Genomic DNA, 25,344 nt, shown 5'->3' with positions numbered 1-25,344 from the left:
GCCGCGGGCCCCGACGGTCATCGCGCGTGCGGAGGAGTCGCGCACGTCGGCTGTCGGTCGGGGTATCCATCCTCGAGGTCGTCGCACGTACAGCCGCGACGGCCATCCGGGCCCAGGCTCCACACCTCCATGGAGTCGCCCTCCACCGAGTAGCCATAGGGCCGCTCCCAGGGGTCGAGCGGTATGGGCCCTGCGAGGTGCCCGCTCGTCACCAGGGACTGGAGCCCCTCTTCTCGCGTCGGATATCGCCCTGTCCTCTTCCGGTAGTTGACCAACGCACTGCGGAGGTTCTTCAGGTCGAGCCGGGCCCGGTCCTGCTGCGCCGCCTCGTATTTGGGGAGAATCACCGCGAACACGTTGAAGCCGCAGCAGGACAGCAGAAGGAGCGCCACCACCCAGGGCCACCTCGCCCGTGGAGGCGGGGGAGGGGCCGGTAAGGGCGGTCGGTCGTCGGGAGCATTCATGGGGACGTCGTGATTCAAACCCCATGCCTCCAGGCCTTCCGATGCGCCAGGCCAGGGGGCCTGGGCCCCAATGCGTCATCCCGTCAGGGCCGGGCCCCTGGCGCGCGCCGGATTGGCAGACGGCATGCAACGGCTCCGTCAGATGAATGGGCCCGGCGGCACGCGTGGCGCATGCCGACCGGGCCCGGTGCTTCAAGGGGTTCCCGCGCGGCTACGCGCAGCCGCCCAGCATCACCTCGCCCAACGAGTGGTCCGAGGGCGGCTCCCGCGTCTGGAGGCTCCCCTCATGGCAGCGCTCGCAGGTGGGATTCGGGTCGTAGAAGGGGTTGCCGTTGCGGTCGAGAGGCCAGGGTGGCCAGCCCCGCCGCCGCTCGTAGGTTTCGTACCGGAACAGGTCGTAGGAGTTGATGACTCCGTCGCAATTCCAGTCTCGCACCGGAGACATGTCATCCCCGCTGTTCGCCAGCGCCGGCGGTGCGGTGCACAGCAATGCCAGCCCCCAGGCGGCAATCGCTTGTTTCACACTCATGGTTTCCCCAATCCCCCAATCAACTGCATTTAGAACTGCCTTGTCCGCATAGCATGCAAAAGCAGGAGGCGCAACGCGGACCCCCGTGACCCGGGTGGGCGTGAACCCGCGTGGGTACTCCGGCGTCTGTGATTGGGTGGGGTGGCCCGGAGCACCTTCCTCCGGGCCACCCGTTGCCGAGGTGAGGACTACGGGCTCAGGGAGATGCTGCCCTCCCAGTAGCCGTAGGAGGACGAGGTGACGCCGTAGCGGTGGGTGCTCGTGTAGCTGCTCTGGCCCGGCTGGATGGTGACGGTCACGTTTCCACCGGAGGCGGGAATCGCGCCCGCGTGCACGGCGGCTACGCAGACATCCGAGTCATCGGTGTACAGGTCCGTGCCCCAGAACGACGCGCCCAGGCTCACCGAGGGGCAGCCGCAGCGGATGGCCCTGCCGGTCTGACCGCGGTAGGACATCATGTTGAAGGTCGAGCAGAGCGGCGCCGGCTGCGGCTGCGGAATCTGCGGCCCGATGAAGCGGTAGCTCCCGCCCCAGTAGCCGTAGGAGGACGTGGTGACGCCGTTGCGGGTGGTTCCGATGAACGTGTTCTGGGCCGGCTGCACCTCGATGGTCACCGTCCCACCGCTGGTGGTCATCACCCCCGCGTGCACCGCGGCGCGGCAGATGTTCGAGTCATCGGTGTAGAGGTTCGTCCCCCAGACCGAGCCCGAGCCCCCCGAGGAGCAGGTGCACTGAAGCTGCTTCCCCGTCTGCCCACGATACTCCATGACGTCGACGCTCCCGCAGCTCGGGGTGACGCTCTGGCCATAGAGCTTTCTCAGCGCGAACTTGTCCCAGTCGGTGAACTCGCCGCTGCTGTTGGCGTGGGGGCAGGCGTTCATGACGGACCCGTCCCACACGGCGTCCACCGGCGTCCCGTCGATGTGGACGATGCCGACGTTCTCGGGCCCTTCGACGCCGTCGTAGGGGGGCTGGCAGCTGACGCTGCGGTTGTAAAGGTCCGTGTGGCGCAGGCCGAGCGTGTGGCCGAGCTCGTGCGTGATGATGTGCTCGCTGACGTCCAAGGTCTGATACCTCATCGCGTCAACCATGTTGATGGAGCCGAAGGGCAGACCGCCCTCGGGGAACCCCGCCCAGTTCTCGGGGCGAAGGGTGGACATCTGCGCGACGATGGTGGCGGAGCAGCCGGTCGTCGAATCGCGCACCATGGTGAAGCGCAGGCCCAGCGCGTTGTAGTTCTCGATGGCCAGGTTGAGTCCCTGGTCCAAGACGAGGATGTTGTTGAAATCGGCCGTGGGGTTGATGCAGATCCTCGTGACCTGGGGACCGACGAGGTTGGTCGAGCTGTAATGCTCCTGGCTTCCCTCGGGCGCCTGAATCATCTCGCGAGACGCCTGGAGCGTCACGCGCGTGTCGCCGCCCACGAACACGGCCTCGTCGACGACCTGGATGTCGCGGGTCGAATAGCCCGCCTCGATGAGGTTGGAGATGATCTCCTCCTGCTCCATCTGCGGTTCGTCGACACCACCACAACCGGCCAGCAATGCGACACCGGTCGCCGCGAGGACTGCTGCCTGCTTGAACATGGATGCTCGTCTCTCTGACTGCGGGGGGAACGCGCCGCCCGGGGTGGACGTCGCGCCCTGTTTCATAGCGCGCCCCCACCCCAGGTCCCCTGTGGCATGTTTGAATGAGACGTCTGTCTCGACTCCCGAGATTCGAGACAGCCGCGCGGTGTCAGCACTTGTTGCTGAAATGGTTCCACAGGCTTTCGAAGACCTGGTCCGCCATGGCGGCGCGCGTGGCCCCGGTGGCGCTGGCCACGTGAGGTGTCAGGACGACATTCCCACAGGCCGAGAGGGCGGGAGGGATGTCCGGCTCGTGCTCGAAGACATCCAGGCCGGCGCCGGCGATGCGCCCCTCCTGGAGCGCGCGGATGAGCGCCGCCTCGTCGACGATGGACCCGCGCGCGATGTTGATCAAGAACCCCCGGGGTCCCAAGGCGTCCATGACCTGCGCGTCCACCAGGCCCCGGGTGCCCGCGCCTCCTGGCAGTGACAGCACCAGGAAGTCGACCTGGGCCGCGAGCGTCTTCACGTCGGCGACGTGGCGATAGGGCACGCCGTCCCGGACCGAGCGGTTGTGATACGCAATCGTCATGTCGAAGCCCTCGGCCCGCCGCGCGATGGCCAGGCCGATGCGCCCCAGTCCGACGATGCCCAGCCGGGCCCCGCTGACGCGCGTGCTCAACGGGAAGGGGCCCTGCTTCCACGCGCCCCCGCGCGCGAAGGCGTCCGCGCGGACCACGTCGCGGGCGACCGCGAACATCAGCGTCATCGCCAGGTCCGCGACGTCGGCGGTGAGCACGTCCGGCGTCGTCGTCACGCGGACTCCGCGCTCGCGCGCCGCAACGGTGTCGATGCCGTCCACGCCCACCCCGAAGACGGCGATGAGCTCCAGCGCGGGGAAGCGGGCGAGCAGCTCGCGGGGCAGCCGGCTCGAGCCGCTGGCGACGATGGCGCGGATGCGGGGCGCAAGCTGCGCCAGGGCCTCCTCCGACAGGCCGTCCCGCGCGTGGCACTCGTAATGGTTCCCGAGCCGCTCCTCGAGGGGCCTGGGCAGCCGCGCCACGATGAGCACGGCGGGGCGCGAGGCCCCAGGTGGGGAGGACGGCGTCATCGGGAACGACCTCCGTGAAGGCTCCAGCGGGACGCGTGAACAGTAGCCCCGGGCCGGGGGCGCCGGTGTTGGGATGGCCCCTCCCTCCAGGGCTGGTGACAACCCCGTAGTCGCCCCGCCATGACGGATTGCGCCATGCCAGTCTTTGTCCCGGGATACAGCATCTGTGTTCATTTGAAGGCAGGGCGGTATCGCGGGGTGTCTGAGTCGTTCCCGGGTCCAGGTAGAATTTCAGCTTGCAGGCAATTCGAGCCCTGCCGACCAGGAGCGCACATGCAACGACTTCCAGCCCCCGCGTTCGTCTTCAACCTCACCACGGCGTATCTGGCCCCGCGGTGTCTGTATGCGATTGCACAGCTCGGCGTGGCGGACGTGTTGGGGACGACGCCGATGAGCACCGACGAGCTGGCCAAGGCGACGGGGGCGCACGCGGACTCGCTGCACCGGATGCTGCGCCTCTTGGCGGCGCAGGGCGTGTTCGAGCGGCGCGCGCAGGGCTGGGCGCACACGGACTACTCCGAGCACCTCAAGGCCAACCACCCGCACTCGCTCAAGGCGCTGGTGCTGATGTTCAACGACGACATCAACTGGCGCAGCGCCCAGGCGCTGTCGGTGTCCGCGCGCACGGGACAGACGGCGTGCGACACGGTGACGCCCGGCGGCCTGTGGCCCTATCTCCAGGCCCACCCGGAGGAGGCCCGCATCTTCGACGCGGCGATGACGGGCAAGTCGCACATGGCCATCGCGGCGATGCTCCAGGCGATGGAGTTCCACCGCTACGAGCACATCGCGGACATCGCGGGAGGCCGGGGCCACGTCCTGTCGGCGGTGCTGGACGCGACGCCCCGCTCGCGCGGCACGCTGTTCGACCTGCCCCACGTCGTGGAGCACGCGCAGGGGCATGCCCGCATGCAGAAGCAGGGCGGGGACTTCTTCGTCGGGCCGCTGCCCCGCGCGGACGCGTACATCGTCAGCAACATCCTCCACGACTGGGCGGACCCGCAGGCCATCTCCATCCTGCGCAACATCCGTCAGGTGGCGCCGGCCCACGCGGAGCTGCTCGTGCTGGAGATGATGCTGCCGGAGGGACCGGAGCTCCACCCCGCACTGGTGATGGACATCGTCATGCTGTCGCTGGCGGGCGGACGCGAGCGCACCCAGGTGCAGTACGACGCGCTCTTCGCCGAGGGCGGCTTCAAGCTGGACCGCGTCGTCCCCACCCAGGGCCCGTACTCCATCATCGTGGGCAAGGTGGCGTGAGACGCCCGCACGGCGAGAAAACCGTAAACCCTCAATTTCGTTGAAGATGTCACTGTGTGACAAGAACTGACCCGCGGGCCCGCGTGCAAGTCGCGCGGCCCCGCGTGGAGTCGGGCTAGTCTGGTGGTCTCCTTCCCCTCAGGAGCCACATCATGATTCGGAGTCTCTCCGCGCTGTGTCTCGTCGTCTGCCTCACGTCGGCCTGCTCGTCGGAGGATCCGCCCGATGAGGGCCCGGACTTGCTGGGTGACGCAGGCACGGCGGATGCCGGAACCACGGATGGTGGGCTGACGGCGGACGCCGGCAACCCACCCGCGGATGGCGGCGCGGGCAACGCCGATGGCGGTGGCGTCCCCGAGGCCGCGTGCGAGCCGTTCGGCCGCTTCGGCCCGCCGGGCAACACCCTCACGCTGCCGGGGCCCAACGCGACCAACGGGGAGATGTACATCCCCAACGTGCAGACGCGGTACCCCAACGTGGACTGGAGCACGTTGGACCGGCTCTACATCCCCGCGGGCAACTACACGCTCATCAACCTGGGCAACCTGCCGCAGCGCCCGGCGAGCCGGCCGCTGGTCATCACCAACAAGGGCGGACAGGTGGTCATCCGTCCCAAGGCGGGCAGCACGCAGGGCTACATCTGGTCCATGGACGGTGGCTCGAACTGGGTGCTCACCGGCCGGTATGACCCGGACTCCGGCACCGGCCACGCGGACTTCCCCGGCCACCGCTGCGGCCAGTACGCCACGTCGCGCAACCGCTACGGCATCCTGAGCGATGGCATCTTCCTGAGCGATGGCCACATGGGCGTGGGCATCGGAGGCGCGCACAGCTTCGAGCTCGAGTACCTGGAGGTCACCCGCTCGGGCTTCGCCGGCGTGCGCATCAATCGCGCGGCGAGCGGCGGGGTGGCGCCTCCGCTCAATGACATCAAGCTGCACGACCTCTACATCCACGACACCGCCAGCGAGGCCATCTACTTCGGCTCCACGCAGGGCGCGCCCACGCCGCTCGCCAGCAATCTGAAGGTCTACAACAACCGGCTGGTGCGCACCGGCAGCGAGACGCTCCAGATTCAGAGCCTGGGCGACGGCGCGGAGGTTCACCACAACGTCTTCGCCTTCGGGGCCATCGACTGGCGCGCGGTGTTCCAGCAGTACCAGGACAACAACTCCCAGGCCACGGTGCGCTCGGGCCGCATCCGCTTCCACCACAACGTCTTCGTGGGGGGCGCGGGCGCGCTGCTCAACTTCTTCGCCCAGCCGGAGACGGGCGACGGGCCGCTCGACGTGGACTTCACCGACAACTACTTCGCGGACACGCTGTCGCTGGGCATCTGGTTCGGCGGCACCGTGGGGACGGGCTCGAAGTTCCTCTGGGAGCGCAACGCCTTCCGAGGGCTCGAGTTCGGCTACCAGAGCGTGTATCCGACCTCCACGGACCCGGGCGTGGTGCTGAGCAAGGCGAACACCGTCACCTCGCCCATCACCTTCAAGGACAACCGCTGGGAGGGCAGCCGCCGGCTCGTCTCGGGCCTCACGGGCGGCACCGGCACCGTGGGCACCGTGACGGCCACCGGCAACGTGAACGGCGCCGTCCCCGCGCTCACCTTCGTGAACACCGGCCTGCCCGCGGGCACCGCGACGCGAGCGCTGGAGATGTGGACCGACCGCGCCGTCCGCGCCCCCAACTCACCGGAGGTGACGTACGCCACGGGCGCGCTGGTGATGCACGACGGCCAGCTCTACCGGGCGCGGGCGCAGAACACCAACAAGGTGCCGCCCCAGAACGCCGCCCTCTGGGAGCTGCTGTCGCCCCCCGCCGATGACCTTCGCACCGCCCCCGGCACCGAGTGGCACACCAAGGGCGTGGGGCTCCTCGACGTCGCGCCGTGAGCATGGCGTGAGCACGCCGGGAGCCGCCGCGGGCTCCCGGCAACACGCCGGTGTGTCAGGTGCTGGTGCCGTCACAACCCCAGGCGGCGCCGTCGCAGCGAATCCAGTTGCCGCCGTAGTCGCACTCCCAGGCGCCGTTGCACCGGAGCACCGAGCCGTTCGGGCAGATGAGCTCCAGGAAGCACGGGCCGGGATAGGCCGAGGGGTCCGTCTGCTCGTGCTCCTGCTCCGAGGCGCCTGCGACGGCCGCCGGGGGAACCACCGCCGCCGCGAGTCCAACCACCGCGCCCAACGTCACCGCGAGCCACGTCTTCATGGGGGACCACCTCTTGTGAAGGGGAGTCCAAAGACTAACATCATCCGGTGACTGAAGTCTCAGGGTGGCGGCTGTTCCAGCCTTGTCGACAGTCGATGGCTGGGGACGCGGATGTTTTCATTCAGGTAAGAATCATGGGGTCCCGGGGACTCCCTCCCTGGGCCCTTCGAGGACGACGTCATGGACCAGCTCACCGCGATGCGGGTGTTCGCCCGGGTGGTGGAGGCCGGCACCTTCACCCGGGCCGCGGACACGTTGAAGATGCCCAAGCCCTCCGTGACGAAGCTGGTGCAGGGGCTGGAGGCGCACCTCCAGGTCAAGCTGCTCCAGCGCACCACGCGGCGGGTGACGGTGACGCCGGAGGGCGCGGCCTACTACGCGCGGACGGCCCGGCTGCTGGCGGACCTGGAGGACATCGAGGCGGACGTGTCGAGCGCGCGCACGCGGCCCCGGGGGCGCCTGCGGGTGGATGCGGGCTCGTCGGTGTCCAACTTCCTGCTCATCCCCGCGCTGCCGTCGTTCCGGGAGAAGTTCCCGGACATCCAGCTGGAGCTGGGGGTGGGGGACCGCTCGGTGGACCTGGTGGGCGACGGCGTGGACTGTGTGATTCGCGGCGGCGTGTTGCCGGACCCGGCCCTGGTCGGCCGACGCATCGGCGAGCTGGAGTTCGTGTCCTGCGCCACGCCGGGCTACCTGAAGCGCCGAGGGACTCCGGCGCATCCCACCGGCCTGCAGGATGGCCACGACATCGTGAGCTACTTCTCCACGCGGACGGGGCGGGTGATTCCGCTGTCGTTCCTGCAGGGGGAGGAGCGGCTGGAGGTGCTGGGGCGCGCCAGCGTGGCGGTGAACGAGAGCACGGCGCACCTGTCGGCGGTGTTGGCGGGGTTGGGCGTGACGCAGCTGCCGGAGTTCGTCGCGCGTCCCCACCTGGCGAGTGGCGCGCTGGTGCGGCTGTTCCCTGAATGGCGCTGCGAGCCGTTCCCGGTCTTCATCGTGTATCCGCAGAACCGGCACATGAACGCCAAGCTGCGCGCCTTCGTGGACTGGGCGGTGGAGCTGTTCGCGCCCTTCCGCGCGCGGGGGGAGGTCCGTCAGGCCGCGTCGGGACGGTGAGCGGGTGGGGTAGGGTGGCGGGATGGCCCGTACCTCCAAGTCCGTCACCGTCGAGCTGGGACACGTCGACCTGCCCGAGGGCATCCTCGTCATCCTGGACCCCGGCCTGGGGCGCTTCTGGCGTCACGACGAGCCGCCCGCGTCGCCGCGCAAGAAGGACCCGGAGGCGTGGGATTTGCGGCTGGTGGGCCGCGACGCGGAGGCGGCGGGCAAGGCGTATGACCGGGAGTTCGACGCGCGCTTCCTCTTCGACCGCACGAATCCCCAGGACGCCATCGCCCACTTCGACGACTTCGCGAAGCAGAAGGGCTTCGATGCGCGCGCGGAGGTGCTGTCCGAGCGCGTGACGCATGTCGAGCGCGCCCGTCGGGCGGTGGAGTTCGGCGGCGGGTTGGGGGTCGTGAAGTACAACGGGCTGTGGGCGGTGGCGGTGGACGGGCTGCCGAAGGACCGGGGGCTGCGGGTCGTGGGGGTGCCCATGCCCGAGGGGGAGTTCAAGGGGCGCTGGCGCTCGGTCGACGTCGTCGTGGAGGAGGGCGCGAAGGCGGTGCGCTCGGACGAGGTCGCCGGGGTGATGGTGGAGCACGGGCAGCTGTTCTTCGCGGGCCTGCTGCCGCTGGGGAGCTTCCGCATGTGGCAGCCGGCCGATGGGCTGGCGGACTTCGTGTTCCATGGCCAGGACGCCGCCGCGCTCGCGAAGCAGGTGGGGGCGACGGACTTCGGGGAGGGCGTCTTCGGGTGGAAGGACGTGCCGATGGAGGCGGTGGGGGAGAAGGCGACGCCCACGCAGGAGCGCATCGAGAAGGAGAACCTGGACGTGGGCGTGGACTACCGGCCCCACTGCAACCTGGAGAAGTTGAACGCGCTGCTGCGCGCGAGCCCCGAGGACGCGGCCTTGCTGGAGCTGGCGGGCGCGAGGACGGTGGGGTGCGGCAACCGGTGGGGCGATGGTGTGTTCACCGTCAGCCGTCACTTCGATGCCGAGGGGCGTGTCGTCCTCATCCGCGTGGAGCTGGGCACCGAGGAGCGGCAGCGGACGATGCGCAAGCTGCGGCTGCTGAGCCAGAGCGCCATCGTCACGCGGACCCTCCTGGAGGGCGGCAAGCCCATCCGCTTCGCGGAGCGGATGAAGCCGCACAACCCCCGCGACAGCGGCTGGGCGTTCTCTTCGGGCGAGGAACCCAAGGGCTCGACGAATGATGCGTCGACGCTCGTGCTCGTCTCGTTGCGTGAGCTGGTCCGTCGTGCGCCCGCGCTCGAGGCCATCCTGGATGCGCCTGTCGGAGCGCTGTTCCGGTTGGAGGCGGGGCGCTACGTGGAGGACGACGGGTAGCGGTCCGTCAGCGCGCGGCGCGAGCCAGGGCGGAGGCGTCCTCGAGGAGCTGTTCGAGCCCCTGGGGGTCCTCCGTCACGCGGTAGTAGCCGCGGAGCCGGCCGGTGGCGTCCACCAGGATGAAGTGCTCGCCGTGGAAGAGGGAGAGGAAGTCGTCCTCGTCTGCTTCCTCGGCTCGGCCCATCATGACGCGGAAGCCTTGCAGGACGGTGGTCTCCACCTGTTCCAGGGGGCCTGTCACCAGGCTCCAGTTGGCGGTGTCGAGGGCGTGGTCCCGGGCGTAGGCGGCGAGTCGCTCGGGCGTGTCGTGGCGCGGGTCCACGCTGAAGGACACGAAGTGCACCGGGACGTCCTGCTCGCGAGCGCGTCGCTGGAGCCGGGCCATGCGCTCGGTGAGCAGCGGGCAGACGGTGGGGCAGCGGGTGAAGAAGAAGTCCGCGACGACGACGCGGCGCTCGAGGTGGGCCTGGGTGAAGGCGCGGGCCTCCTGGTCCTGCAGCTCGAAGTGGGGCAGGGGGCCGAAGTCGGGGAGGCTCCGGGCCTTCGCCTCGAGGGTGCGTGATTGGAGCCAGGGCCACGCACCCACGACGAGCAGGCTGAGGCTCGCGCAGACCGCGAGCACGGGGAGGAGGTGACGGCGGGGCCGGGTGTTCATGGACAGGTGCTCAGCGCTGGAGCCCGCAGGTGTCGAGGCATCGAGCGTCCTCCTCCACCTGACGAGCGGTTTCGGGTCGGGTGAGGGCGTCCGTGTAGATGCCGCGCACGGAGCCGAGGGGGTCCACCAGGAGCAGCAGGGACGTGGCGTCTGGTGCGGGATGTCCACGTGTCACCCCGCGCACCGCCTGTTCCAGGGCGTCTGCGCGCCACAGCCTGCGCCAGCCGCGAGGCAGGGGACTGGGGAGGGGAACGGGTGGCTCATCCCGCGTGACGAGGAGGATGTCCACGCCGAGCCCGTAGGCTTCCAGCCTCGAGTGCACCGCGAGCAGGCCCGAGGGCTGGAGGTCGGACGCGGAGAGGAAGTGGAGCAGGGTGACGCGGCCTCGGAGGTGTTTGTTCTCGAGCGGGTGGCCCGCGTCGTCGCTCAGGGAGAAGGCGGGCAGGGGGCCGTAGTCGGGGAGCACGGCCGCATGGGGGGGCGCCGGACGTCCTTCGTGCAGCGTCCTCCCGATGACGCCGACGAGCGCGGCGCACGTCAGCACGAAGAGGAGGATGCCCAGCCACTCCAGCAGCGTGAGGAACCAGAGCATCGCCGAGGAGGGGCGACGATGTGTGGGTGGATGAGCGGGCGCGGACATCGTGCTGACGACCTTGGCTCAAGCCTCGTCGTGGCGAACGCGGTGAATTGTCGCAGGGGCGGGACGCATGCCTGGTTGCGGCAACATGCCGCAAGGGGACGGTGGACGTGTCTGGGTACAGTCACCGTGGGGCGTGGTGATGACACGCGTCCATGGAGCGTCGACGTGAGGACATGGGTCGTGTGGATGATGTTGTCGGGGGCTCCGGCGTTCGCGACGCCACGAGCCCAGGCCGAGGCGAGCGCCGCGGAGTCGGTGGTGGGGATGACGCAGAGTGCTTCAGGGCGGTGGCACGTGAAGGTGCTGTCCACCACGACGCCGTTGAAGCGCGGACCGCAGCGTTTCACCGTGCGCGTCTCGGATGCGGCGAACGGGAAGCTCGCTCAGGGACTGGCGCTGAAGGTGCAGCCGTGGATGCCGTCCATGGGACATGGCATCGATGAGGCACCACGCATCACGTCGCGCTCGGAGGGGGTGTTCGAGGTGTCGGAGCTCGACCTGTTCATGCCGGGGACGTGGGAGCTGCGGTTCACGCTCGCGGGACGGGAGTCGGACACCGCGAGCGTGACGCTCAAGCTGGGGAGGTGAGGACCGCGCTCAGGTAGGGCGTGGCGGAGGTTGAGGCTTCCGCGCGATGAGGGGCCTGCGGCCTGCCGCATCGCGTGTCGTTGTCACCGCGACGTGGTTCGCTGTGTCGTCGTCAACGCCAGCCCTTCTGAAGGTGCCTCGGGACTGAGGCATCGCGGGGTCTTCGGTGCCAGCCCCTTGCCGTGTCGTTGTGTCCGCGTCGCGATTCGCTGCGTCGCCGTGGACGCGACGCGTGGTGCCCGCTACGCGGTGCGAGTCCTGCTGGAGGCGGGCTTCTTCCCGGGACCTGCCTTCTTTTTCGTCGCGGCCTTGGCCGTCTTGTTGTTCGTTGGCGCGGCTCGGGTACCCGCCTTCTTCACCGGGGCCTTCCTGGCGCCTGCCTTCCGCTTCGAGGCTGCCTTGGCGCCGGTCTTCTTCGTGGCCCCGCCGCGAGCGCTGGCCTTCTTCTTCGCGGGCTGGGAGGTCAGGCCGCTCAGCGCCTTCTTCCACTGTTGGATGTAGCCGGCGCGCGACGCCGCGTCGGGGAGCCCCTCCATGTGCAACGCGACGGTGTGCCCTCGCGCGGCGGGGAGGACGCGGAGCTGCGCGGTCCTCGGACGCGGCCAGTCCGCGCGCGTCAGCCGGATGCGGAGCAGGGCCGGCGGCCGCACCCGCACCGCGAGGACCTCCGTCCCATCCTTCAGCGTCGTCCGCTCGCCCTCCTTCAGCGCCGTGCGCGGAGAAGACAGCCAGCGCCCCAGGCCCGAGCCCTCGGCCCAGTTCCTCCAGGCGTCCTCGGCGCTCACGTCCATCGTGTGGCGAGCCCCTGCCGCATACGTTCCATCCGCTGCGAGACCTGCGAGCATTCACCTTCTCCTTTGCCGCCCACGATGGTCAGGCGCGCACGTCCGGGCAATCGGGAAGTGACGCTGCGGCCCACCGCGTCCTTGGTGTAGAGGAGCCTGGTGACCCCACCACCGTCCATCGCCGTCGACTTCATCGCGGAGGAGACCCGCCGCTATGTGCGGAGCTATCGCTCGGCATCGTTGTGCGCCGGAGTCACCTGGCGCGGTGAGGGCCATGTCCAGACCTACCGGAAGATGGGCAACCCGCCTGCCTACGAGGCGGTCTTCGGCCTGGGCGGCCTCACGCAGGTCTTCACCGGCGCGCTGCTCGCCCTGCTCGTGGACAAGGGACAGGCGCGGCTGGACATGACGCTCGGCGAGGTGATTCCCCGCGCGCTCCTTCCTGACGCCGACGCGGGGCGCATCACCCTGGAACAGCTCGCCACCCACACCTCCGGGATGCCTCACCTGCCGCCCAACCTGGACGCGCCCGAGTCGCGGCCGGAGGACCCGTTCGGCCACTACTCCGCCCAGCGCTTCGGCGACTTCCTGCGCGGCTACCACCCAGCCTCTCCACCCCCGCGCCCCTTCTCCGAGTCCCTGCTCGGCATGGGCGTGTTGGGACATGCGCTCTCACGCCGCGCGGGCGTCAACTACGGGCACGCGCTCCGTGACTGGCTCTTCAAGCCGCTGAAGATGAACGACACCTCGGCGCGCGTGACGGAGGAGATGGCGCCCAGGCTCCTCCCAGGCCACACCGCGCGAGGCCGCCCCGTGCCCGCGTGGACCTTCCCCGCGCTCCCCGGCGCCGGCGCGCTCCACTCCACAGCGCTCGATGTGTTGAACTTCCTCGACGCGTGCCTCGGCCGCGAGGACGCGGGCCTTGCGCGCGCGCTCTCGATGACCTGGGTTCCTCGCGCGGAGGCGGGCAAGGTGCGCATGGGGCTGGGCTGGTCGCTCTCCCAGGTGAGGGGCCACACCGTGGCGTGGTGCTCGTCGGTGATGGGGGGCTATGTGGGCTTCATCGGCCTGGTCCCCACGGCGGACACCGGCGTGGTGCTCCTGGCGGACCACGGGTGGTCGCTGTTCGCCGCACTCCGGGGACGCGTGCCCCTGGAGGGCCCGGGCTTCGCGCTGCTCTCCCGTCTCATCGCGCAGCCGCCGGAGTAGCTGGCGCGACACCCCTTCCGAAAAAGGTTGCGGCCCCCTGTCGAGGGCGTGGCAGGTTACGCCCCCCGACACCATGGTTGAGTACGACCCGCATCGTTGGTGGAGTTACTTCCACTACCTCAAGGGCTCGATGGTCCGCGAAATCGTGGCCCGAGTCATGGTCTGCGTCCTGTGGTCCCTGGGCGTCGCCCTCTTCCACACCCACGTCCGCTCGGTGAGCATCCCCGCCACGGTGCACACGCTGGCCGGAATCTCGCTGAGCCTCCTGCTCGTCTTCCGCACCAACTCCTCCTACGACCGCTTCTGGGAGGGCCGGAAGCTCTGGGGTGGCATCGTCAACGAGACGCGCAACCTGGCGCGTGCCTCGGGCGTCTTCCTCCAGGCGCACCCCGTCCTCTACACCGCGATTCTGAGGTGGACCGCGGCCTTCCCCTTCGCCTCCGCGTCGTCGCTGCGAGGCAAGGCGTCGCTGGGGCCGCTGGCGCAGGAGCTCCCCGCGGACGAAGTGGCCCAGGTGATGGGCGCCCAGCATGTGCCGTTCGCGGTGACGCGCAAGCTGAGCGCGCTGCTCGACGCCGGCCGTCGCGAGGGGCGCTATTCCGAGTACGTGCAGATGCAACTGGACCAGAATGTCCAGCTCCTCCTCGACTACCTCGGCGGCTGTGAGCGCATCCGCAAGACGCCCATCCCCTTCGCGTACGTGATGCACCTGCGCCGCGCGCTGCTCGTGTATTGCTACACGCTGCCCTTCGCGCTGCTGGATGCGCTGGGCGGGCTGACGGTGCTGGCCACGTTCTGCGTCGCGTATGTGTTCTTCGGCATCGAGGAGATTGGCGTCGAAATCGAGGACCCCTTCGGCCACGACGACAACGACCTGCCGCTGGACCTCATCTGCTCCACCATCTACGCCAACCTGACGGCCATCATCCCCGCGCAGCCGCAGCCGCAGCAGTCGCCCCCGACGACGTGAGCCCTCAGCGGCCCGTCACCGGCGCCGCGTCCGAGGGCGCGTCGTGGACACACATCCACAGGCCATCCTCGGGCGTGCAGCGCGTGCCCGGGATTCGCTGGAGCTGGGCGACGCGTGCCGGGATGGACAGGTAGACGGTGCGCGAGTCCAGCCGGCCCGCCGCGACGTCCGCGTCCAGGCCCAGGCAGTATTCCTGCGCGCGAGCGTCGTCGAGCCGTGTCACGTAGCCGCTGTTGAACGTGAGGCCGAGCAGGTACGCGCGGTAGGCCCAGCGGTGGTAGTCCGAGGGGCCCGCGCGGCAGCCCCGTCCCGAGCTGTCGTGCATCTGCGGCGGATAGAGGACCAGGTGCTCGCGTCCCTTCGCCGCCGCGGTGAGCTCGGGGGAGGGAGACGTGCCCCAGCGGCCCGTGCCCTGGTTCGCCTGCCGTCCCTCGCCCAGGTTGAGGTCCATCACCTGGAGGCCGAGCAGCACGCCCGCGAGCAGGGTGGCCCGCGAGGGGCTCAGCCTCCGCGCGAGCACCAGCGCGCCGCCCAGGAGCACCAGGTAGTACAGGGGCCAGATGAAGCGCCCCGAGGAGCGGAACGCCTCGACCCACGGCAGCACGGGCCGATAGAGCGCGGACAGGTCGGCGACGTCCTTGCCCAGGAAGGTCACCCGCCAGGACAGGGCGAAGAAGGCGAGCCCCACCGACAAGACACTCACGGGGAGCCAGCGTCGCCACAGCGCGAGGTGTGGCGCGGGCTGGCGCGCGAGCAGGACGGCCGCGAGCAAGGCCCCGAGAAGTCCTCCGGCGCCGAGGTAGCCGAACCCCTCGTACTGGCCCCCGAGCCGGGGCAACAAGGGCAGCAGGCGCGACCAGTTGTAGTGGTGGCCGTGCGGGTTGAAGAGCGTGTTGAGGTCCGCGGAGAACTCGCCGAAGCCGCCCGCGCCCACGGGCGTCCGGGTGCCCAGGTAGCCGAACACGAAGAAGAGCCCCAGCATGGCCGCGACACACGCCACGGCCGCGAGCAGCGGCACCTTCACGGGCAGCTGTCGTTCCAGCGCCGTGCGCACGCAGAGGGAGACCGCGAGCGGCAGCGTCATCACCGCGATGACGGGGTGGATGCCCGCGGTGAACGCGCAGAGCGCCAGCGCCAGCCAGAGGGCTTGTCGTGCCGCGCGCGCGTCCGGCTGGGGGACGAGGTGCAGCCCGACGAGCAGGACCAGGGGCCAGTGGGTGCAGAGCGCGACGTGCGACAGGGCCATCCGCGACAACAGCGTGGGGGACAGCACCAACAGCGCGCCCACGCACGCCTGCTGCAACCTGGAAGCGCCCAGGCGCCGGGCGACCCAGGCCGCCGCCGCGCCCTGCAGCATGAGACACAGGCACAGCCACGGGCCGACATATTGGAAGGTCGTGGGCAGCAGCGGGGAGAAGGGCCTCAGCAACAGGCCCACCCAGGGCATCGAGTCCGTGTACCCGAGCGAGGTCCCCAGCGGATGGATGTAATTGGGTGTCGCCCCCAGCGGGAAGCCCAGCGGGGCCTGCCGGAAGTAGAGCCACCCCATCAGGTGCTGGCTGAAGTCGTCGCGGATGAGCCAGCCGATGCGGCCAGGCTGGAGCGCTCCGGCGCCGAGCGTCACCAGGAACGTGAGCAGCCCCGCGAGCGCGCCCAGCAGCGGGCCCTGCTGCTCGTCGCACCACTGGAGGAAGGACCGTCGGCGCGATGCCCCCGCGGGCGGTGACGGCGGGGCGGCAGGAGGCAGGGCGGTGCTGGAGTCACTCGCGTCCGACATGGGCGGTGCTTGAGCACGGGACTTCCCACCCCGTCAAGGCGAGGCGGGGCGGAACGCGCCAACCCGGGCGGTCGTGAGGACGAGGCTCGAAAGCCTGTCCTCCGGCGCTGGCGACGGGGTCTTGAGCGCCCGGCTTCTACAGTCCCGCGAGCCGTCCCAGCACGCGCGTGGTGTCCTTCTCGAGGAAGTCGACCAGTGCCGCAGCCTGCGTGTGCCGGATGAGGGGCGCGTTCTGTCCCGCCCACAGCGACAGCAAGTCCTCGCGTCCCTGCCGGGCCGCCGCCTGGCGCAGCGGCTGGGTGAGCCAGTTCTGGATGGGGTAGGGCGGCACCTCCCGCTCGTGCGGTGTCAGCTCCCGCAGGAAGCGGTTCTTGATGCCGCGCGCGTAGCGTCCGGAGAACACGCGCGTGAGCACCGTGCCTCGCGCGGACTCCTCGCGCAGGGCCTGACGGTAGGCGTCGCTCGCGTTGGACTCCTCGCACGCGAGGAACGCCGTGCCCACCTGCACACCCTCGGCCCCCAGCGCCAGCGCGGTGGCCACCGTCCGTCCGTCCGCGATGCCACCCGAGGCGATGAGCGGCGTCTTCACCCGGTCCGCCAACTGGGGCACCAGCGCCGTCGTCGCCGGGGACTCCTCGGCGGGGCGGAGGAACGAGGCCCGGTGGCCTCCCGCCTCACTGCCCGAGGCGACGATGAGGTCCACGCCCGCCGCCTCCAGCGCCAGCCCCTCGTCCACGTTCGTCGCCGTGCCCGCCGTGATGATGCCCGCCGCCCGGCACGCCTCCAGCACCCGCGCCGAGGGGATGCCGAAGATGAAGCTGAACACCGGCGGCTTGAGCGTGAGCACCGCCTCCACCTGCGCCTCGTAGTCCTGCGAGAACGCGCTCGGATACGTGGGCAGCGCCAGCCCCAGCTCGTCGTACCAGGGCTTCAGCCGGGCGACGGCCGCCTCGAACTCCGCGGGCGTCGGGCGCAGGGCCTTCTCACCCTCCAATGGCACCCACAGGTTGATGGCGAACGGGCGCGAGGTGAGCCCCCGCAGCTCCCGGACGGTGGCCTCGATGTTCGCGGCGCTCAGGTGGTGGGCGCCGAACGAGCCGAGCCCTCCCGCCTCGGACACGGCCGCCGCCAGCCGCGTCGAGGACATCCCTCCGCCAAACGGCCCCTGCACCAGGGGGAGCCGGGTTCCCAGCCTCCGTGCCACGCGCGTGTCGGTCCACATGGAAAAGCCCTCGTCGTCGTTCCAGGTGCCCTGTCGTAGCGAGCCACCCCGGCGATGTCCGGGCAGGCGGCCGGACATGCCTCTTTTCCGATAAAGGCGCGAAGAAGCCCGCCTTGTGGGCACGGGCCTCGCGAGGGCTCCAGGAGCGCTTGCCCCAGTGGGGGCCGGGTGCCACCCTCCCGCGCCTTGGCTCTTCGCGAGGAACCCCATGCAAGCACCAGGACCGAGGATTGAAACCGCGCGCCTCCTCCTGCGCCCCACGGCGCTCGAGGACTTCGAGGGCTTCGTCACCCTGATGTCCGACCCGGACTCGGCGCGGCACATCGGTGGGGTGCAGCCGCGCTCCGTCGTCTGGCGCGGCATGTGCGGGATGGCCGGCGGCTGGGCGCTGCAGGGCTTCTCCATGTTCTCCGTCCTGGAGCGCTCCACGGGCCGGTGGATCGGCCGGGTGGGCCCCTGGTGCCCCGAGGGCTGGCCGGGCACCGAGGTCGGCTGGTCCTTGCTGAAGGACACCTGGGGCCGGGGCTACGCCACCGAGGCCGCCAGCGCCGCCATGGACTGGGCGGTGGACCACCTGGGCTGGACGGACATCATCCACTCCATCGCCCCGGAGAACACGCCCTCCCAACAGGTGGCGCTCCGGCTGGGCGCGCGCCTGAGGGGGCCCGGCAGACTCCCCGCCCCCTTCGAGGCCGCCACGGTGGAGCTCTGGGGACAGAGCCGCGAGGAGTGGCGGGCCCGCCGCGCGGGTCCGTCCATTGGCTGACCCCACGCGTGGGATTCCAGGGCACGTCGGGGGCCCTGGTGTTATGTCCGCCGGTGGGCTAGTCCTCGCCCCGGGGGCGTGTACACCCCGCCAGCTCCCTTTCTCACCGGGCAAGGGAGCGATTAGATTCAAGGTTCGGTTCACCCGAGCCATGCCGTAACTTCGCGACCTGCCACACCCTTGGGTAGCAGGTCCTACACCCCTTCGAAGGAGCGCAACATTCTTCGTGATCAGAGAAGCAGCCGCGGCCAGAGCCGCGACCAGAGGACCAACCGCCGCATCCGCGCCCGTGAAGTCCGCGTCATCGGCTCGGGGGGCGAGCAGCTGGGCGTCATGCCGCTCGAGGCCGCGCTCGAGAAGTCGCGCTCCGAGGGTCTGGACCTCGTCGAGATCAGCCCGATGGCTTCGCCGCCAGTCTGCAAGATCATGGACTACGGCAAGTTCAAGTACGAGGAGAAGAAGAAGGCCTCGGAAGCCAAGCGTGCCCAGGTCGTGGTCCACCTGAAGGAAGTGAAGCTCCGTCCGAAGACGGAAGACCACGACTACGACTTCAAGGTCCGCAACACGCGCCGCTTCATCGAAGAGGGTGACAAGGCGAAGGTCGTCATCCAGTTCCGCGGGCGTGAAATCACGCACAAGGAGCAGGGCACCGCCATCCTCGATGACGTGGCGAAGGACCTGAAGGATGTCGCCGTGGTGGAGCAGCCGCCGCGGATGGAAGGGCGCTTGATGTTCATGATTCTGGCGCCCAATCCGAAGGTGGCCCAGCGCGCCCGCGAGCAGGTCCGCGCCGCCGCGGCCGAGGCCAAGCGCAGCCCGCCGCCCTCCGCCGAGAAGCCCTCGGCCGAGAAGCCCGCCGCCGCCTCCGCCGAGAAGCCCTCGGCCGAGAAGCCCGCCGCGGCGAGCAGCACCACCCCCGCCGAGGAGACCGCGCCCGCGCCCGCGTCCGCCCCGACGGAGACTCCCGCCTGAGAAGACGCCCCGCACGCGGTGGATGACCTCCACCGCGTAGGGGAAACGCTCCCGGCCCGCGCCGGTCCTCTTCCAGTCTCCCTGGAATGAGGTGGCGCGGCGGGAGGGCCAAGGCGGGCGGTCGCCGGGTTGTCCGGTGGATGCGGTCCAGGCGAACAACCGCTGTCGAGCCGGTGTAGGCTGATAGGTTGGAAGCACCTGTAAACCGAACTCAGCCCCATGCAGCAGAAGCTCGCCGCCGACATGTCGACGACCGCCGTGCAGACGAAAGGCTCACCCGCGACGGCCCCGCGGAGTGTGCCAGCGCTGACAGTCGTGTCCCATCCCCACCCCCAGCGCATCGGGGAGCGGCTCCTGTTGGAGGTGCTCGCCAGCGTGGGCCGGACGGCGGCGTTGTCGCGCAATGCCCCGGACTTCTCGCGTCCCGGAGGGCTCCTGGCGCTGCCGTTGGGAGACCCCTTCCTGAGCCGGACGCCGGTGCTCTTCGAGCCCGCGTCCCACGGGGGCCTGCGCCTGCGCGTGCCGGAGGATGGCACCCAGGTGTGCGTGGCCGGTGAGTCGGTGGCCGGGGGCCGGGAGTTCACCCAGGAGGAGCTGGTGGCCGGGGTGCCGCTGGTGCTCGCCGAGCGCGTGGTGCTGCTGCTGCACCTGGCGTCGACGGTGCCCCCGTCGGTCCATCGGGACTTGGGGCTGGTGGGGCAGAGCCAGTCCCTCCAGCAGCTCCGCGACGACATCCTGCGGGTGGCGGACCTGGCGGTGCCGGTGCTCATCCGCGGCGAGACGGGCACGGGCAAGGAGCTGGTGGCGCGCGCCATCCACGAGCAGGGGCCGCGCCGCTCGGGGCCGTTCGTCAGCGTGAATCTGGGCGCGCTCTCCAAGGAGCTGGTGGCCGCGGAGCTGTTCGGCGCGCAGCGCGGCGCGTACACGGGCGCGAGCCGCGACCGGGATGGCTTCTTCCGCGCGGCGCACGGCGGCACGCTGTTCCTGGACGAGGTGGGCGAGGCGCCCGCCGAGGTGCAGGCCGCGCTCCTGCGCGTGCTGGAGACGGGCGAGGTGTACCCGGTGGGCGGGCACACGCCGGTGCCCGTGGATGTGCGGCTGGTGGCCGCCACGGACTCCAACCTGGAGGCCCGCATCGAGGAGCGCCTGTTCAAGGCGCCGCTGCTCCACCGGCTGGCGGGCTTCGAGCTGCGCGTGCCGCCCCTGCGCGAGCGGCGCGAGGACATTGGCCCGTTGTTCCTCCACTTCGCCCGGCAGGAGCTGGAGACGACGGGCGAGGGTTGGCGGCTGGCGCCCACGGACCCGCGCGCGGCGCCCTGGCTGCCCGCGTCCGTCGCGGTGCGGCTGGTGCGCTACGCGTGGCCCGGCAACGTGCGGCAGCTGCGCAACATCACCCGGCAGCTCGTCATCGGCAGCCGGGGCCTGCCCGGTCTGCGCGTGGACTCGCGGCTGGAGCAGACGCTGGACGCCGAGTCGCTGCCGGTGCCCGGGCGGGTGCTGGCCCCGGCCGGGGCGGGTGTCCCCGAGGCGGCGGGGGAGGCGAAGTCCTCGCGGCGCAAGCCCTCGGAGGTGGGCGAGGCCGAGCTGCTCGAGGCGCTGCGCGCGTGCTCGTGGGACCTCAAGGCCACCGCGGACTTCCTCGGCATCCCCCGCCCGTCCGTCTACGTGCTCATCGACAAGAGCTCGCTCATCCGCACCGCCCGGGACTTGAGCCCGGAGGAAATCACCCGCTGCTTCCAGGAGTGCGCGGGAGATCTGGACAAGATGGTGCAGCGGCTGGAGGTCTCCCGCCGCGCGCTCCAGCGCCGCGTGCGCGAGCTGGGCCTGTCGGACGCGTAATCACTCCGGACACGTCAGTCCTCGGGGATGACGCGTCGTTGACGTGTCCGCGTGCATGCCGCGTGAGCAGGTGACGCCTTCGCTTCGAGGGACGGGCACGTCGGTCGCCTCTGGTACGGTGCCTGCAATCCACACCGCGTCTGCGGTTCCAACCCGGAAGGAGTCACGGCCCATGACTGTCACCGTCACCATCACGTCCGACGACATCATCTACAGCCCCTCGAACATCGTGAAGCACGGCGAGGAGGTGGAGTTCAAGCTGCACGGCGTCGCCTCCGCCCAGGTGGTTTTCAAGGACGGGACCACCTGCCTCTCGGGGTCGAGCTCCTTCGTCCTGGACACCTCCAGCCCGCTGGCGCAGGAGAGCGACCAGCACGTGACGCAGACGTGCCTCAAGCGCGTCTACCCGTTCGACGTCGTGATTCCCGCCCCCCCGCCTTCACAGCAGGCGAAGAGCTTCATCGGCTCCAACGCGGAGACGAAGAAGGGCGGCCTGGACGTGACGACGGACCCGCCCGAGGAGCCGAAGAAGTAGTCGTCGGGCGCACGCCTCAGGGCGCGGCGGGCCGCGCGGACAGCTCCAGGTCCGGTGCCAGCCGCGCCTTCCATGTCGAGGCCAGGTGCGGGTTCTTCGCCAGCGCCTGCTCCGCGTCGGCGCGGGCACGCGTCGTCCACGCCTGACGTTGCTCGGGCACGGCGGAGCCCTCCGCCAGCGCCCACAGGAGCCCGGCGCGCAGCAGCTGCGCCCGGGCCCACTTCGGCCGGGCCGCGAGGATGCGCTCGACGTCCTCCAAGGCGCGCGTCAGCACCTCGGTCGCGTCCTGTCCCGCGCGCGCCTTCCAGCGCCCCCAGGCCAGCGCGAGCTCGCTCGCGGCCAGCACGTACTCGTGGCGGCGGGGGGACAGCTCCACCGCCTGGGCGAGCGCCTCCTGGGTCCGCCGGAAGTCCTCCTCCCTCGCGGTGCCCAGGCGCACCCGCTCGCGCGCGTGCACGTCGAAGAGGGCGCCCTGGTAGCGCCACGCGTAGCCCAGCCGTGGGTTGAGCTCCCGGGCGCGGTCCAGTGCCTCCTGCGCGCGGGTGAGCCGGGGCGCCACGTCGCGCCGCTCCTGCAGCGCGTGCGTGGCCGCGAGCACGTGCACCCGGGCCAGGTTGGTCCACACGTCCGCGTCGCCGGGCATCATCTCCAGCGTCTTGCGGTAGGCGGCCTCCGCCGTCTTCAGGCCCGGGGACGGGTCCTGCCCGCGCGCCAGGAGGAAGCCCGCGCGCACCGCCTCCACCTCGCCCAGGTTGTTGTAGGCGTAGCTCTGCTGGGGGGCCGCCTCGCGCGCCTGCTCGAAGGCCGCGCGCGCCTCGCTCAGCAGGGCCTCCACGTCCTCGCCCTCCTCCCAGCGCTGCTCGGCCCACCACAGCAGGGCCCCTCCCAGGCCGTTGGTGAGCTGGGGCAGCTTGGGGTTGATGTCGCGGCCCTGGCGGTAGAGCGCGAGCGCCCGCTCCAAGTCAGGCCTCGGGTCCTGGCCGTGCTCCTGGCGCCAGCGCGCGAGCTGCTCGGACACGTCCGCGCCCTGGTAGCAGGCGATGACGTTGCGCGGGTTCAGCGCGAGCGCGCGCTGGATGGCCTCCAGCGCGCGGGTGAGGTCCCCCTGCGCGTCCGGCGCCCGGGTGAGGCCCGCCCGTGCGCGGTAGGCGTTGCCCAGGTTGATCCAGGCGTCGGCCTGCGTCTCCCGCAGGCGGATGGCGGCCAGGTGCGCGTCGATGGCCTTGCCCTGGTGCTCCAGTGAGTCCAGGCCCAGCCCGCTCTCGTAGTCCGCCCACACCTGATGCGTCACGCCCAGGTTGGCGTAGAAGGCGTAGTCGCGCTCCCCGGGCCCCAGCTGCTCGAAGGCCTCGATGGAATGGCCCAGCTGCTCGCGCGGGTCCTGCGAGAGCCGCTGCAGGTGGCGCGCCCAGAGCCGGTGGATGATGGCCAGCTCCAGCGTGACGCGCTCGCTGGGGGGCGCGAGCTTCAGCGCGGCGCGCGCCGCGTCGATGGCCTTGCCGAAGAGCGCCTCCACGTCCGTGGCGTTCTGGTTGGCGTGCTGCTCGCCCAGCCGGCGGTGCAGCCGCGACAGCACCACGAGCGAGCGCGGGTGGCCGGGCGCGGCCTCGAGCGCGCGCCCCAGGGCGACGAGGCCCCGCTCGTACGGCGGCTGCACGTCGCCGGAGCCGTACAGCTCCATCACGAGCGCCGCCAGCTCCAGGCGCCCCAGCGCGTAGTGCGTGTCCGGCTGGCTCTCCGCGGTGGAGATGGCCTGGGCATACGCGCGCCGCCCCGCCTCCAAATCCGACTGGGAGCCCGCGCTGTCGCCCTGGTGCCAGCGCGCGGTGGCGCGGGCCAGGTGCACGTCGCCGCGCAACAGGGGCGCCTCGTAGAACCAGGGCAGGGTGTTGCCCATGGCGTCCAGGTGCGCCAGGGCCTCCTCGTGGCGCCCTTCGTGGAAGGCGAACAGGGCCTTCACGTACTGCGGCGGCGCGGGCACGTCCGGCCCCTCGGCCTGGCGCAGGTAGGCCAGCGCCGGGTCGCGGTAGCGCTGCTCCAGCTCACGCCGGCGCGCCTCGCGCTGCTCCTGGCTCCGCCGCTCGACGTCCAACAGCAGCTTCTCGCGGTACTGGTCCCCCAGCACCAGCGCCAGCGCCCAGGCCGCGCGGGGCTCGCGGTAGCCGTGGCGCCACGCGGACTCCAGACGCGCCCGGGCGCCCTCCACGTCGCCCAGCGCCAGCAGCGCGCGGCCCAGCGCGTAGTGGCCGGGGCCCACCGCGTGCTCGCCCGCCTCGCGCACCTCGACCTCCAGCGCGTCCATGCTGGCGCGCAGCGCCTGCTGGTCCTCGCGCGTGTCGTGCAGGCGCGACAGGAAGGAGTAGCGCGCGGCCGCCTCGATGCGCTCCACCCGCTCGGTGAAGCTGCGGGTGAGCCGCTCGCGCTCGGCCACCTCCTTGCGCGCCACCACCGCCTGCCCCAGCGCCAGCGCCACCACCGTCAGCGCCGCCACCGCCAGGCTCAGGGCCACGCGGTGCTTGCGCGCCTTCTTGCGCAGCCGGTAGCCCACGCCCCGCCGCGCGTGCACCGGCTCCCCGCCCAGGAAGCGCTCCAGGTCATCCGCCAGCGCGCGCGCCGAGTCGTACCGGGCCGAGCGCTCCTTCTCCAGGCACTTGAGGACCACGGCCTCCAGGTCCTCGGGGATGTCCCGGTCCACCGCGCGCGGCGGGAGCGGCTCCTCCGTCTGCACGCGGGTGATGACGTCCTGGCCACCGCCGGCGAAGGGCGTCTGGCCGGTGAGCAGCACGTACAGCGTGGCGCCCAGGCCCCAGACGTCCACGCGCCGGTCCAGCCGGGAGGTGTCCCCGCGGGCCTGCTCGGGGGCCATGTAGTGGGGCGTGCCCATCACCAGGCCGCTCTGGCCCGCCTCCTCGCGCCAGTCGCGCGCCAGGCCGAAGTCCATCACGAAGGGCGCGTAGCCCCCGTCCTCGGTGCGCTCCACCAGGATGTTGCCGGGCTTGATGTCCCGGTGCACCAGGCCCGCGCGGTGGGCGGCGTGGACGCCCTCGGCGGCCTGCCGCAGCACGAGCACCTTCTGCTCCGGCGTCAGCGTGGCGGCCAGCTGCCCGAGCGACTGGCCGTCCACGTAGCGCATGGCGATGTAGCCGCGCCCCTGCACCTCGCCGACCTCGTACACCTCGCACACCCGCTCGTGGCGCACCCGGGCCTGGGCGCGCGCCTCCGACAGGAAGCGCTTCGCCAGCTCCGGGTCTCCGCCCTTCACGAACTTGAGCGCGACGTTGCGGCGCAAGAGCGGGTCGTACGCCAGGAACACCTGCCCCATGCCGCCCTGACCCAGGAAGCGCACCGGCTGGTAGCGGTTCCAGTCCGGCACCGGGAAGACGGGGGCCTCGCTCGCGTCGTCCGCCAGGGCGGCGACGGGGGGCGCCACCGGGGGCGTGCGCGGGTCCAACGTGGTGGCCTCCAGCGGGGCGCCACCACTGCCACTGGAAGCTTCCTCCAATGGAGGGCCCAGCTCCTCGCGCAGGGTGCTCAGCGTGTGCTCGCTCACCCCGCCCCGGGCGCGCAGGAGCTCCAGCGGGCTGCGGCCCAGGCCGAGCGCCTCCTCGCGCAGGGCGGTCGCCTCCTCGGCGGAGACGAGCCCGTAGTCCAGCGCGAGGAGCAGCTCCTCTTCGTACCTCTCCTGCGTCTTCCCCGCCTTGTCCACGGCCCCCAGCATACGGGGTTGCGCGACGAGGCGGGGAGACCCGCCGGGAGGTCCACGAGTCCCCGGGGCAGGGGACTGGGGGAAGGGA

Annotated in this window: 22 protein-coding genes; 11 read left to right on the top strand and 11 right to left on the bottom strand. The window is 71.0% G+C overall.

What is annotated here, in order from left to right:
• Positions 1–17: 17 nt before the first annotated feature.
• The 4 genes from LXT21_RS34785 to LXT21_RS34765 all read right to left on the bottom strand — a co-directional run bounded on the left by LXT21_RS34785 (position 18) and on the right by LXT21_RS34765 (position 3,672).
• The gene (locus LXT21_RS34785) at positions 18–395 is read right to left on the bottom strand and encodes a type II secretion system protein GspG (RefSeq protein ID WP_254042533.1); all 378 of its coding nucleotides are present in this window, start codon (positions 393–395) and stop codon (positions 18–20) included.
• 280 nt (positions 396–675) lie between these two features.
• Complete coding sequence (locus tag LXT21_RS34780) at positions 676–993, bottom strand: hypothetical protein (RefSeq protein WP_254042532.1); 318 nt, start codon at positions 991–993, stop codon at positions 676–678.
• Between the two features lie 188 nt (positions 994–1,181).
• The gene (locus tag LXT21_RS45545; protein WP_323395337.1) at positions 1,182–2,579 is read right to left on the bottom strand and encodes a M57 family metalloprotease; all 1,398 of its coding nucleotides are present in this window, start codon (positions 2,577–2,579) and stop codon (positions 1,182–1,184) included.
• 151 nt (positions 2,580–2,730) lie between these two features.
• Positions 2,731–3,672: a 2-hydroxyacid dehydrogenase gene (locus LXT21_RS34765; protein ID WP_254042531.1), complete on the bottom strand. Its 942-nt coding sequence runs from the start codon at positions 3,670–3,672 to the stop codon at positions 2,731–2,733.
• Between the two features lie 273 nt (positions 3,673–3,945).
• Here LXT21_RS34765 and LXT21_RS34760 point away from each other — a divergent pair, with 273 nt between their 5' ends.
• On the top strand, positions 3,946–4,932 hold the full coding sequence (locus LXT21_RS34760; RefSeq protein ID WP_254042530.1) for an acetylserotonin O-methyltransferase: 987 nt from the start codon (positions 3,946–3,948) through the stop codon (positions 4,930–4,932).
• A gap of 152 nt (positions 4,933–5,084) precedes the next feature.
• On the top strand, positions 5,085–6,827 hold the full coding sequence (locus LXT21_RS34755; RefSeq protein ID WP_254042529.1) for a carbohydrate-binding protein: 1,743 nt from the start codon (positions 5,085–5,087) through the stop codon (positions 6,825–6,827).
• A 55-nt stretch (positions 6,828–6,882) separates the two neighbouring features.
• Here LXT21_RS34755 and LXT21_RS34750 read toward each other — a convergent pair whose 3' ends face one another.
• On the bottom strand, positions 6,883–7,143 hold the full coding sequence (locus tag LXT21_RS34750) for a hypothetical protein (RefSeq protein ID WP_254042528.1): 261 nt from the start codon (positions 7,141–7,143) through the stop codon (positions 6,883–6,885).
• 180 nt (positions 7,144–7,323) lie between these two features.
• Between LXT21_RS34750 and LXT21_RS34745 the strand changes: the two genes are divergently transcribed.
• Both LXT21_RS34745 and LXT21_RS34740 read left to right on the top strand, forming a co-directional pair.
• On the top strand, positions 7,324–8,259 hold the full coding sequence (locus tag LXT21_RS34745) for a LysR family transcriptional regulator (RefSeq protein WP_254042527.1): 936 nt from the start codon (positions 7,324–7,326) through the stop codon (positions 8,257–8,259).
• 22 nt (positions 8,260–8,281) lie between these two features.
• The gene (locus tag LXT21_RS34740; protein ID WP_254042526.1) at positions 8,282–9,592 is read left to right on the top strand and encodes an immunity protein Imm33 domain-containing protein; all 1,311 of its coding nucleotides are present in this window, start codon (positions 8,282–8,284) and stop codon (positions 9,590–9,592) included.
• A 7-nt stretch (positions 9,593–9,599) separates the two neighbouring features.
• Here LXT21_RS34740 and LXT21_RS34735 read toward each other — a convergent pair whose 3' ends face one another.
• Together LXT21_RS34735 and LXT21_RS34730 are read right to left on the bottom strand one after the other, a co-directional pair.
• A complete protein-coding gene (locus LXT21_RS34735; RefSeq protein WP_254042525.1) occupies positions 9,600–10,247 on the bottom strand; it encodes an SCO family protein in 648 nt (215 codons plus the stop codon).
• Between the two features lie 10 nt (positions 10,248–10,257).
• A complete protein-coding gene (locus tag LXT21_RS34730; protein ID WP_254042524.1) occupies positions 10,258–10,839 on the bottom strand; it encodes a hypothetical protein in 582 nt (193 codons plus the stop codon).
• A gap of 213 nt (positions 10,840–11,052) precedes the next feature.
• Here LXT21_RS34730 and LXT21_RS34725 point away from each other — a divergent pair, with 213 nt between their 5' ends.
• A complete protein-coding gene (locus LXT21_RS34725) occupies positions 11,053–11,475 on the top strand; it encodes a FixH family protein (protein ID WP_254042523.1) in 423 nt (140 codons plus the stop codon).
• Between the two features lie 242 nt (positions 11,476–11,717).
• Here LXT21_RS34725 and LXT21_RS34720 read toward each other — a convergent pair whose 3' ends face one another.
• Positions 11,718–12,320, bottom strand: coding sequence for a hypothetical protein (locus tag LXT21_RS34720; RefSeq protein ID WP_254042522.1), 603 nt, complete (start codon positions 12,318–12,320; stop codon positions 11,718–11,720).
• A gap of 99 nt (positions 12,321–12,419) precedes the next feature.
• Here LXT21_RS34720 and LXT21_RS34715 point away from each other — a divergent pair, with 99 nt between their 5' ends.
• A complete protein-coding gene (locus LXT21_RS34715; protein ID WP_254042521.1) occupies positions 12,420–13,469 on the top strand; it encodes a serine hydrolase domain-containing protein in 1,050 nt (349 codons plus the stop codon).
• A gap of 73 nt (positions 13,470–13,542) precedes the next feature.
• A complete protein-coding gene (locus LXT21_RS34710) occupies positions 13,543–14,439 on the top strand; it encodes a bestrophin family protein (protein ID WP_254042520.1) in 897 nt (298 codons plus the stop codon).
• Between the two features lie 4 nt (positions 14,440–14,443).
• On the opposite strand, the gene LXT21_RS34705 is transcribed toward LXT21_RS34710, so the two are convergent.
• Together LXT21_RS34705 and LXT21_RS34700 are read right to left on the bottom strand one after the other, a co-directional pair.
• On the bottom strand, positions 14,444–16,216 hold the full coding sequence (locus LXT21_RS34705) for a DUF6311 domain-containing protein (protein WP_254042519.1): 1,773 nt from the start codon (positions 16,214–16,216) through the stop codon (positions 14,444–14,446).
• A 136-nt stretch (positions 16,217–16,352) separates the two neighbouring features.
• On the bottom strand, positions 16,353–17,438 hold the full coding sequence (locus LXT21_RS34700) for an NAD(P)H-dependent flavin oxidoreductase (RefSeq protein ID WP_254042518.1): 1,086 nt from the start codon (positions 17,436–17,438) through the stop codon (positions 16,353–16,355).
• 208 nt (positions 17,439–17,646) lie between these two features.
• On the opposite strand from LXT21_RS34700, the gene LXT21_RS34695 reads away from it, so the two are divergent.
• From LXT21_RS34695 to LXT21_RS34680, 4 genes are all read left to right on the top strand, one after another.
• Positions 17,647–18,204, top strand: coding sequence for a GNAT family N-acetyltransferase (locus LXT21_RS34695; protein ID WP_254042517.1), 558 nt, complete (start codon positions 17,647–17,649; stop codon positions 18,202–18,204).
• Positions 18,205–18,384: 180 nt separating this feature from the next.
• The gene (infC, locus tag LXT21_RS34690) at positions 18,385–19,176 is read left to right on the top strand and encodes a translation initiation factor IF-3 (protein ID WP_256572242.1); all 792 of its coding nucleotides are present in this window, start codon (positions 18,385–18,387) and stop codon (positions 19,174–19,176) included.
• A gap of 219 nt (positions 19,177–19,395) precedes the next feature.
• Positions 19,396–21,015 carry a sigma 54-interacting transcriptional regulator gene (locus tag LXT21_RS34685; protein WP_254042516.1) on the top strand — a complete coding sequence of 540 codons (1,620 nt, stop codon included), beginning with the start codon at positions 19,396–19,398 and terminating at the stop codon, positions 21,013–21,015.
• A gap of 172 nt (positions 21,016–21,187) precedes the next feature.
• Positions 21,188–21,550 carry a hypothetical protein gene (locus LXT21_RS34680; RefSeq protein WP_254042515.1) on the top strand — a complete coding sequence of 121 codons (363 nt, stop codon included), beginning with the start codon at positions 21,188–21,190 and terminating at the stop codon, positions 21,548–21,550.
• A gap of 16 nt (positions 21,551–21,566) precedes the next feature.
• On the opposite strand, the gene LXT21_RS34675 is transcribed toward LXT21_RS34680, so the two are convergent.
• On the bottom strand, positions 21,567–25,268 hold the full coding sequence (locus LXT21_RS34675; RefSeq protein WP_254042514.1) for a serine/threonine-protein kinase: 3,702 nt from the start codon (positions 25,266–25,268) through the stop codon (positions 21,567–21,569).
• Positions 25,269–25,344: the final 76 nt, after the last annotated feature.

The sequence above is a fragment of the Myxococcus guangdongensis genome (genome assembly GCF_024198255.1).
In the GTDB taxonomy this organism is placed as follows: domain Bacteria; phylum Myxococcota; class Myxococcia; order Myxococcales; family Myxococcaceae; genus Myxococcus; species Myxococcus guangdongensis.
This window is presented reverse-complemented; position numbering and strand designations above follow the sequence as displayed.

Coding starts and splice junctions, on each gene's coding strand:
- LXT21_RS34780 (WP_254042532.1), bottom strand. CDS start 993: ATGAGTGTGAAACAAGCGATTGCCGCCTGGGGGCTGGCATTGCTGTGC.
- LXT21_RS45545 (WP_323395337.1), bottom strand. CDS start 2,579: ATGTTCAAGCAGGCAGCAGTCCTCGCGGCGACCGGTGTCGCATTGCTG.
- LXT21_RS34765 (WP_254042531.1), bottom strand. CDS start 3,672: ATGACGCCGTCCTCCCCACCTGGGGCCTCGCGCCCCGCCGTGCTCATC.
- LXT21_RS34760 (WP_254042530.1), top strand. CDS start 3,946: ATGCAACGACTTCCAGCCCCCGCGTTCGTCTTCAACCTCACCACGGCG.
- LXT21_RS34755 (WP_254042529.1), top strand. CDS start 5,085: ATGATTCGGAGTCTCTCCGCGCTGTGTCTCGTCGTCTGCCTCACGTCG.
- LXT21_RS34750 (WP_254042528.1), bottom strand. CDS start 7,143: ATGAAGACGTGGCTCGCGGTGACGTTGGGCGCGGTGGTTGGACTCGCG.
- LXT21_RS34745 (WP_254042527.1), top strand. CDS start 7,324: ATGGACCAGCTCACCGCGATGCGGGTGTTCGCCCGGGTGGTGGAGGCC.
- LXT21_RS34740 (WP_254042526.1), top strand. CDS start 8,282: ATGGCCCGTACCTCCAAGTCCGTCACCGTCGAGCTGGGACACGTCGAC.
- LXT21_RS34735 (WP_254042525.1), bottom strand. CDS start 10,247: ATGAACACCCGGCCCCGCCGTCACCTCCTCCCCGTGCTCGCGGTCTGC.
- LXT21_RS34730 (WP_254042524.1), bottom strand. CDS start 10,839: ATGCTCTGGTTCCTCACGCTGCTGGAGTGGCTGGGCATCCTCCTCTTC.
- LXT21_RS34720 (WP_254042522.1), bottom strand. CDS start 12,320: ATGCTCGCAGGTCTCGCAGCGGATGGAACGTATGCGGCAGGGGCTCGC.
- LXT21_RS34710 (WP_254042520.1), top strand. CDS start 13,543: ATGGTTGAGTACGACCCGCATCGTTGGTGGAGTTACTTCCACTACCTC.
- LXT21_RS34705 (WP_254042519.1), bottom strand. CDS start 16,216: ATGTCGGACGCGAGTGACTCCAGCACCGCCCTGCCTCCTGCCGCCCCG.
- LXT21_RS34700 (WP_254042518.1), bottom strand. CDS start 17,438: ATGTGGACCGACACGCGCGTGGCACGGAGGCTGGGAACCCGGCTCCCC.
- LXT21_RS34695 (WP_254042517.1), top strand. CDS start 17,647: ATGCAAGCACCAGGACCGAGGATTGAAACCGCGCGCCTCCTCCTGCGC.
- LXT21_RS34685 (WP_254042516.1), top strand. CDS start 19,396: ATGCAGCAGAAGCTCGCCGCCGACATGTCGACGACCGCCGTGCAGACG.
- LXT21_RS34680 (WP_254042515.1), top strand. CDS start 21,188: ATGACTGTCACCGTCACCATCACGTCCGACGACATCATCTACAGCCCC.
- LXT21_RS34675 (WP_254042514.1), bottom strand. CDS start 25,268: ATGCTGGGGGCCGTGGACAAGGCGGGGAAGACGCAGGAGAGGTACGAA.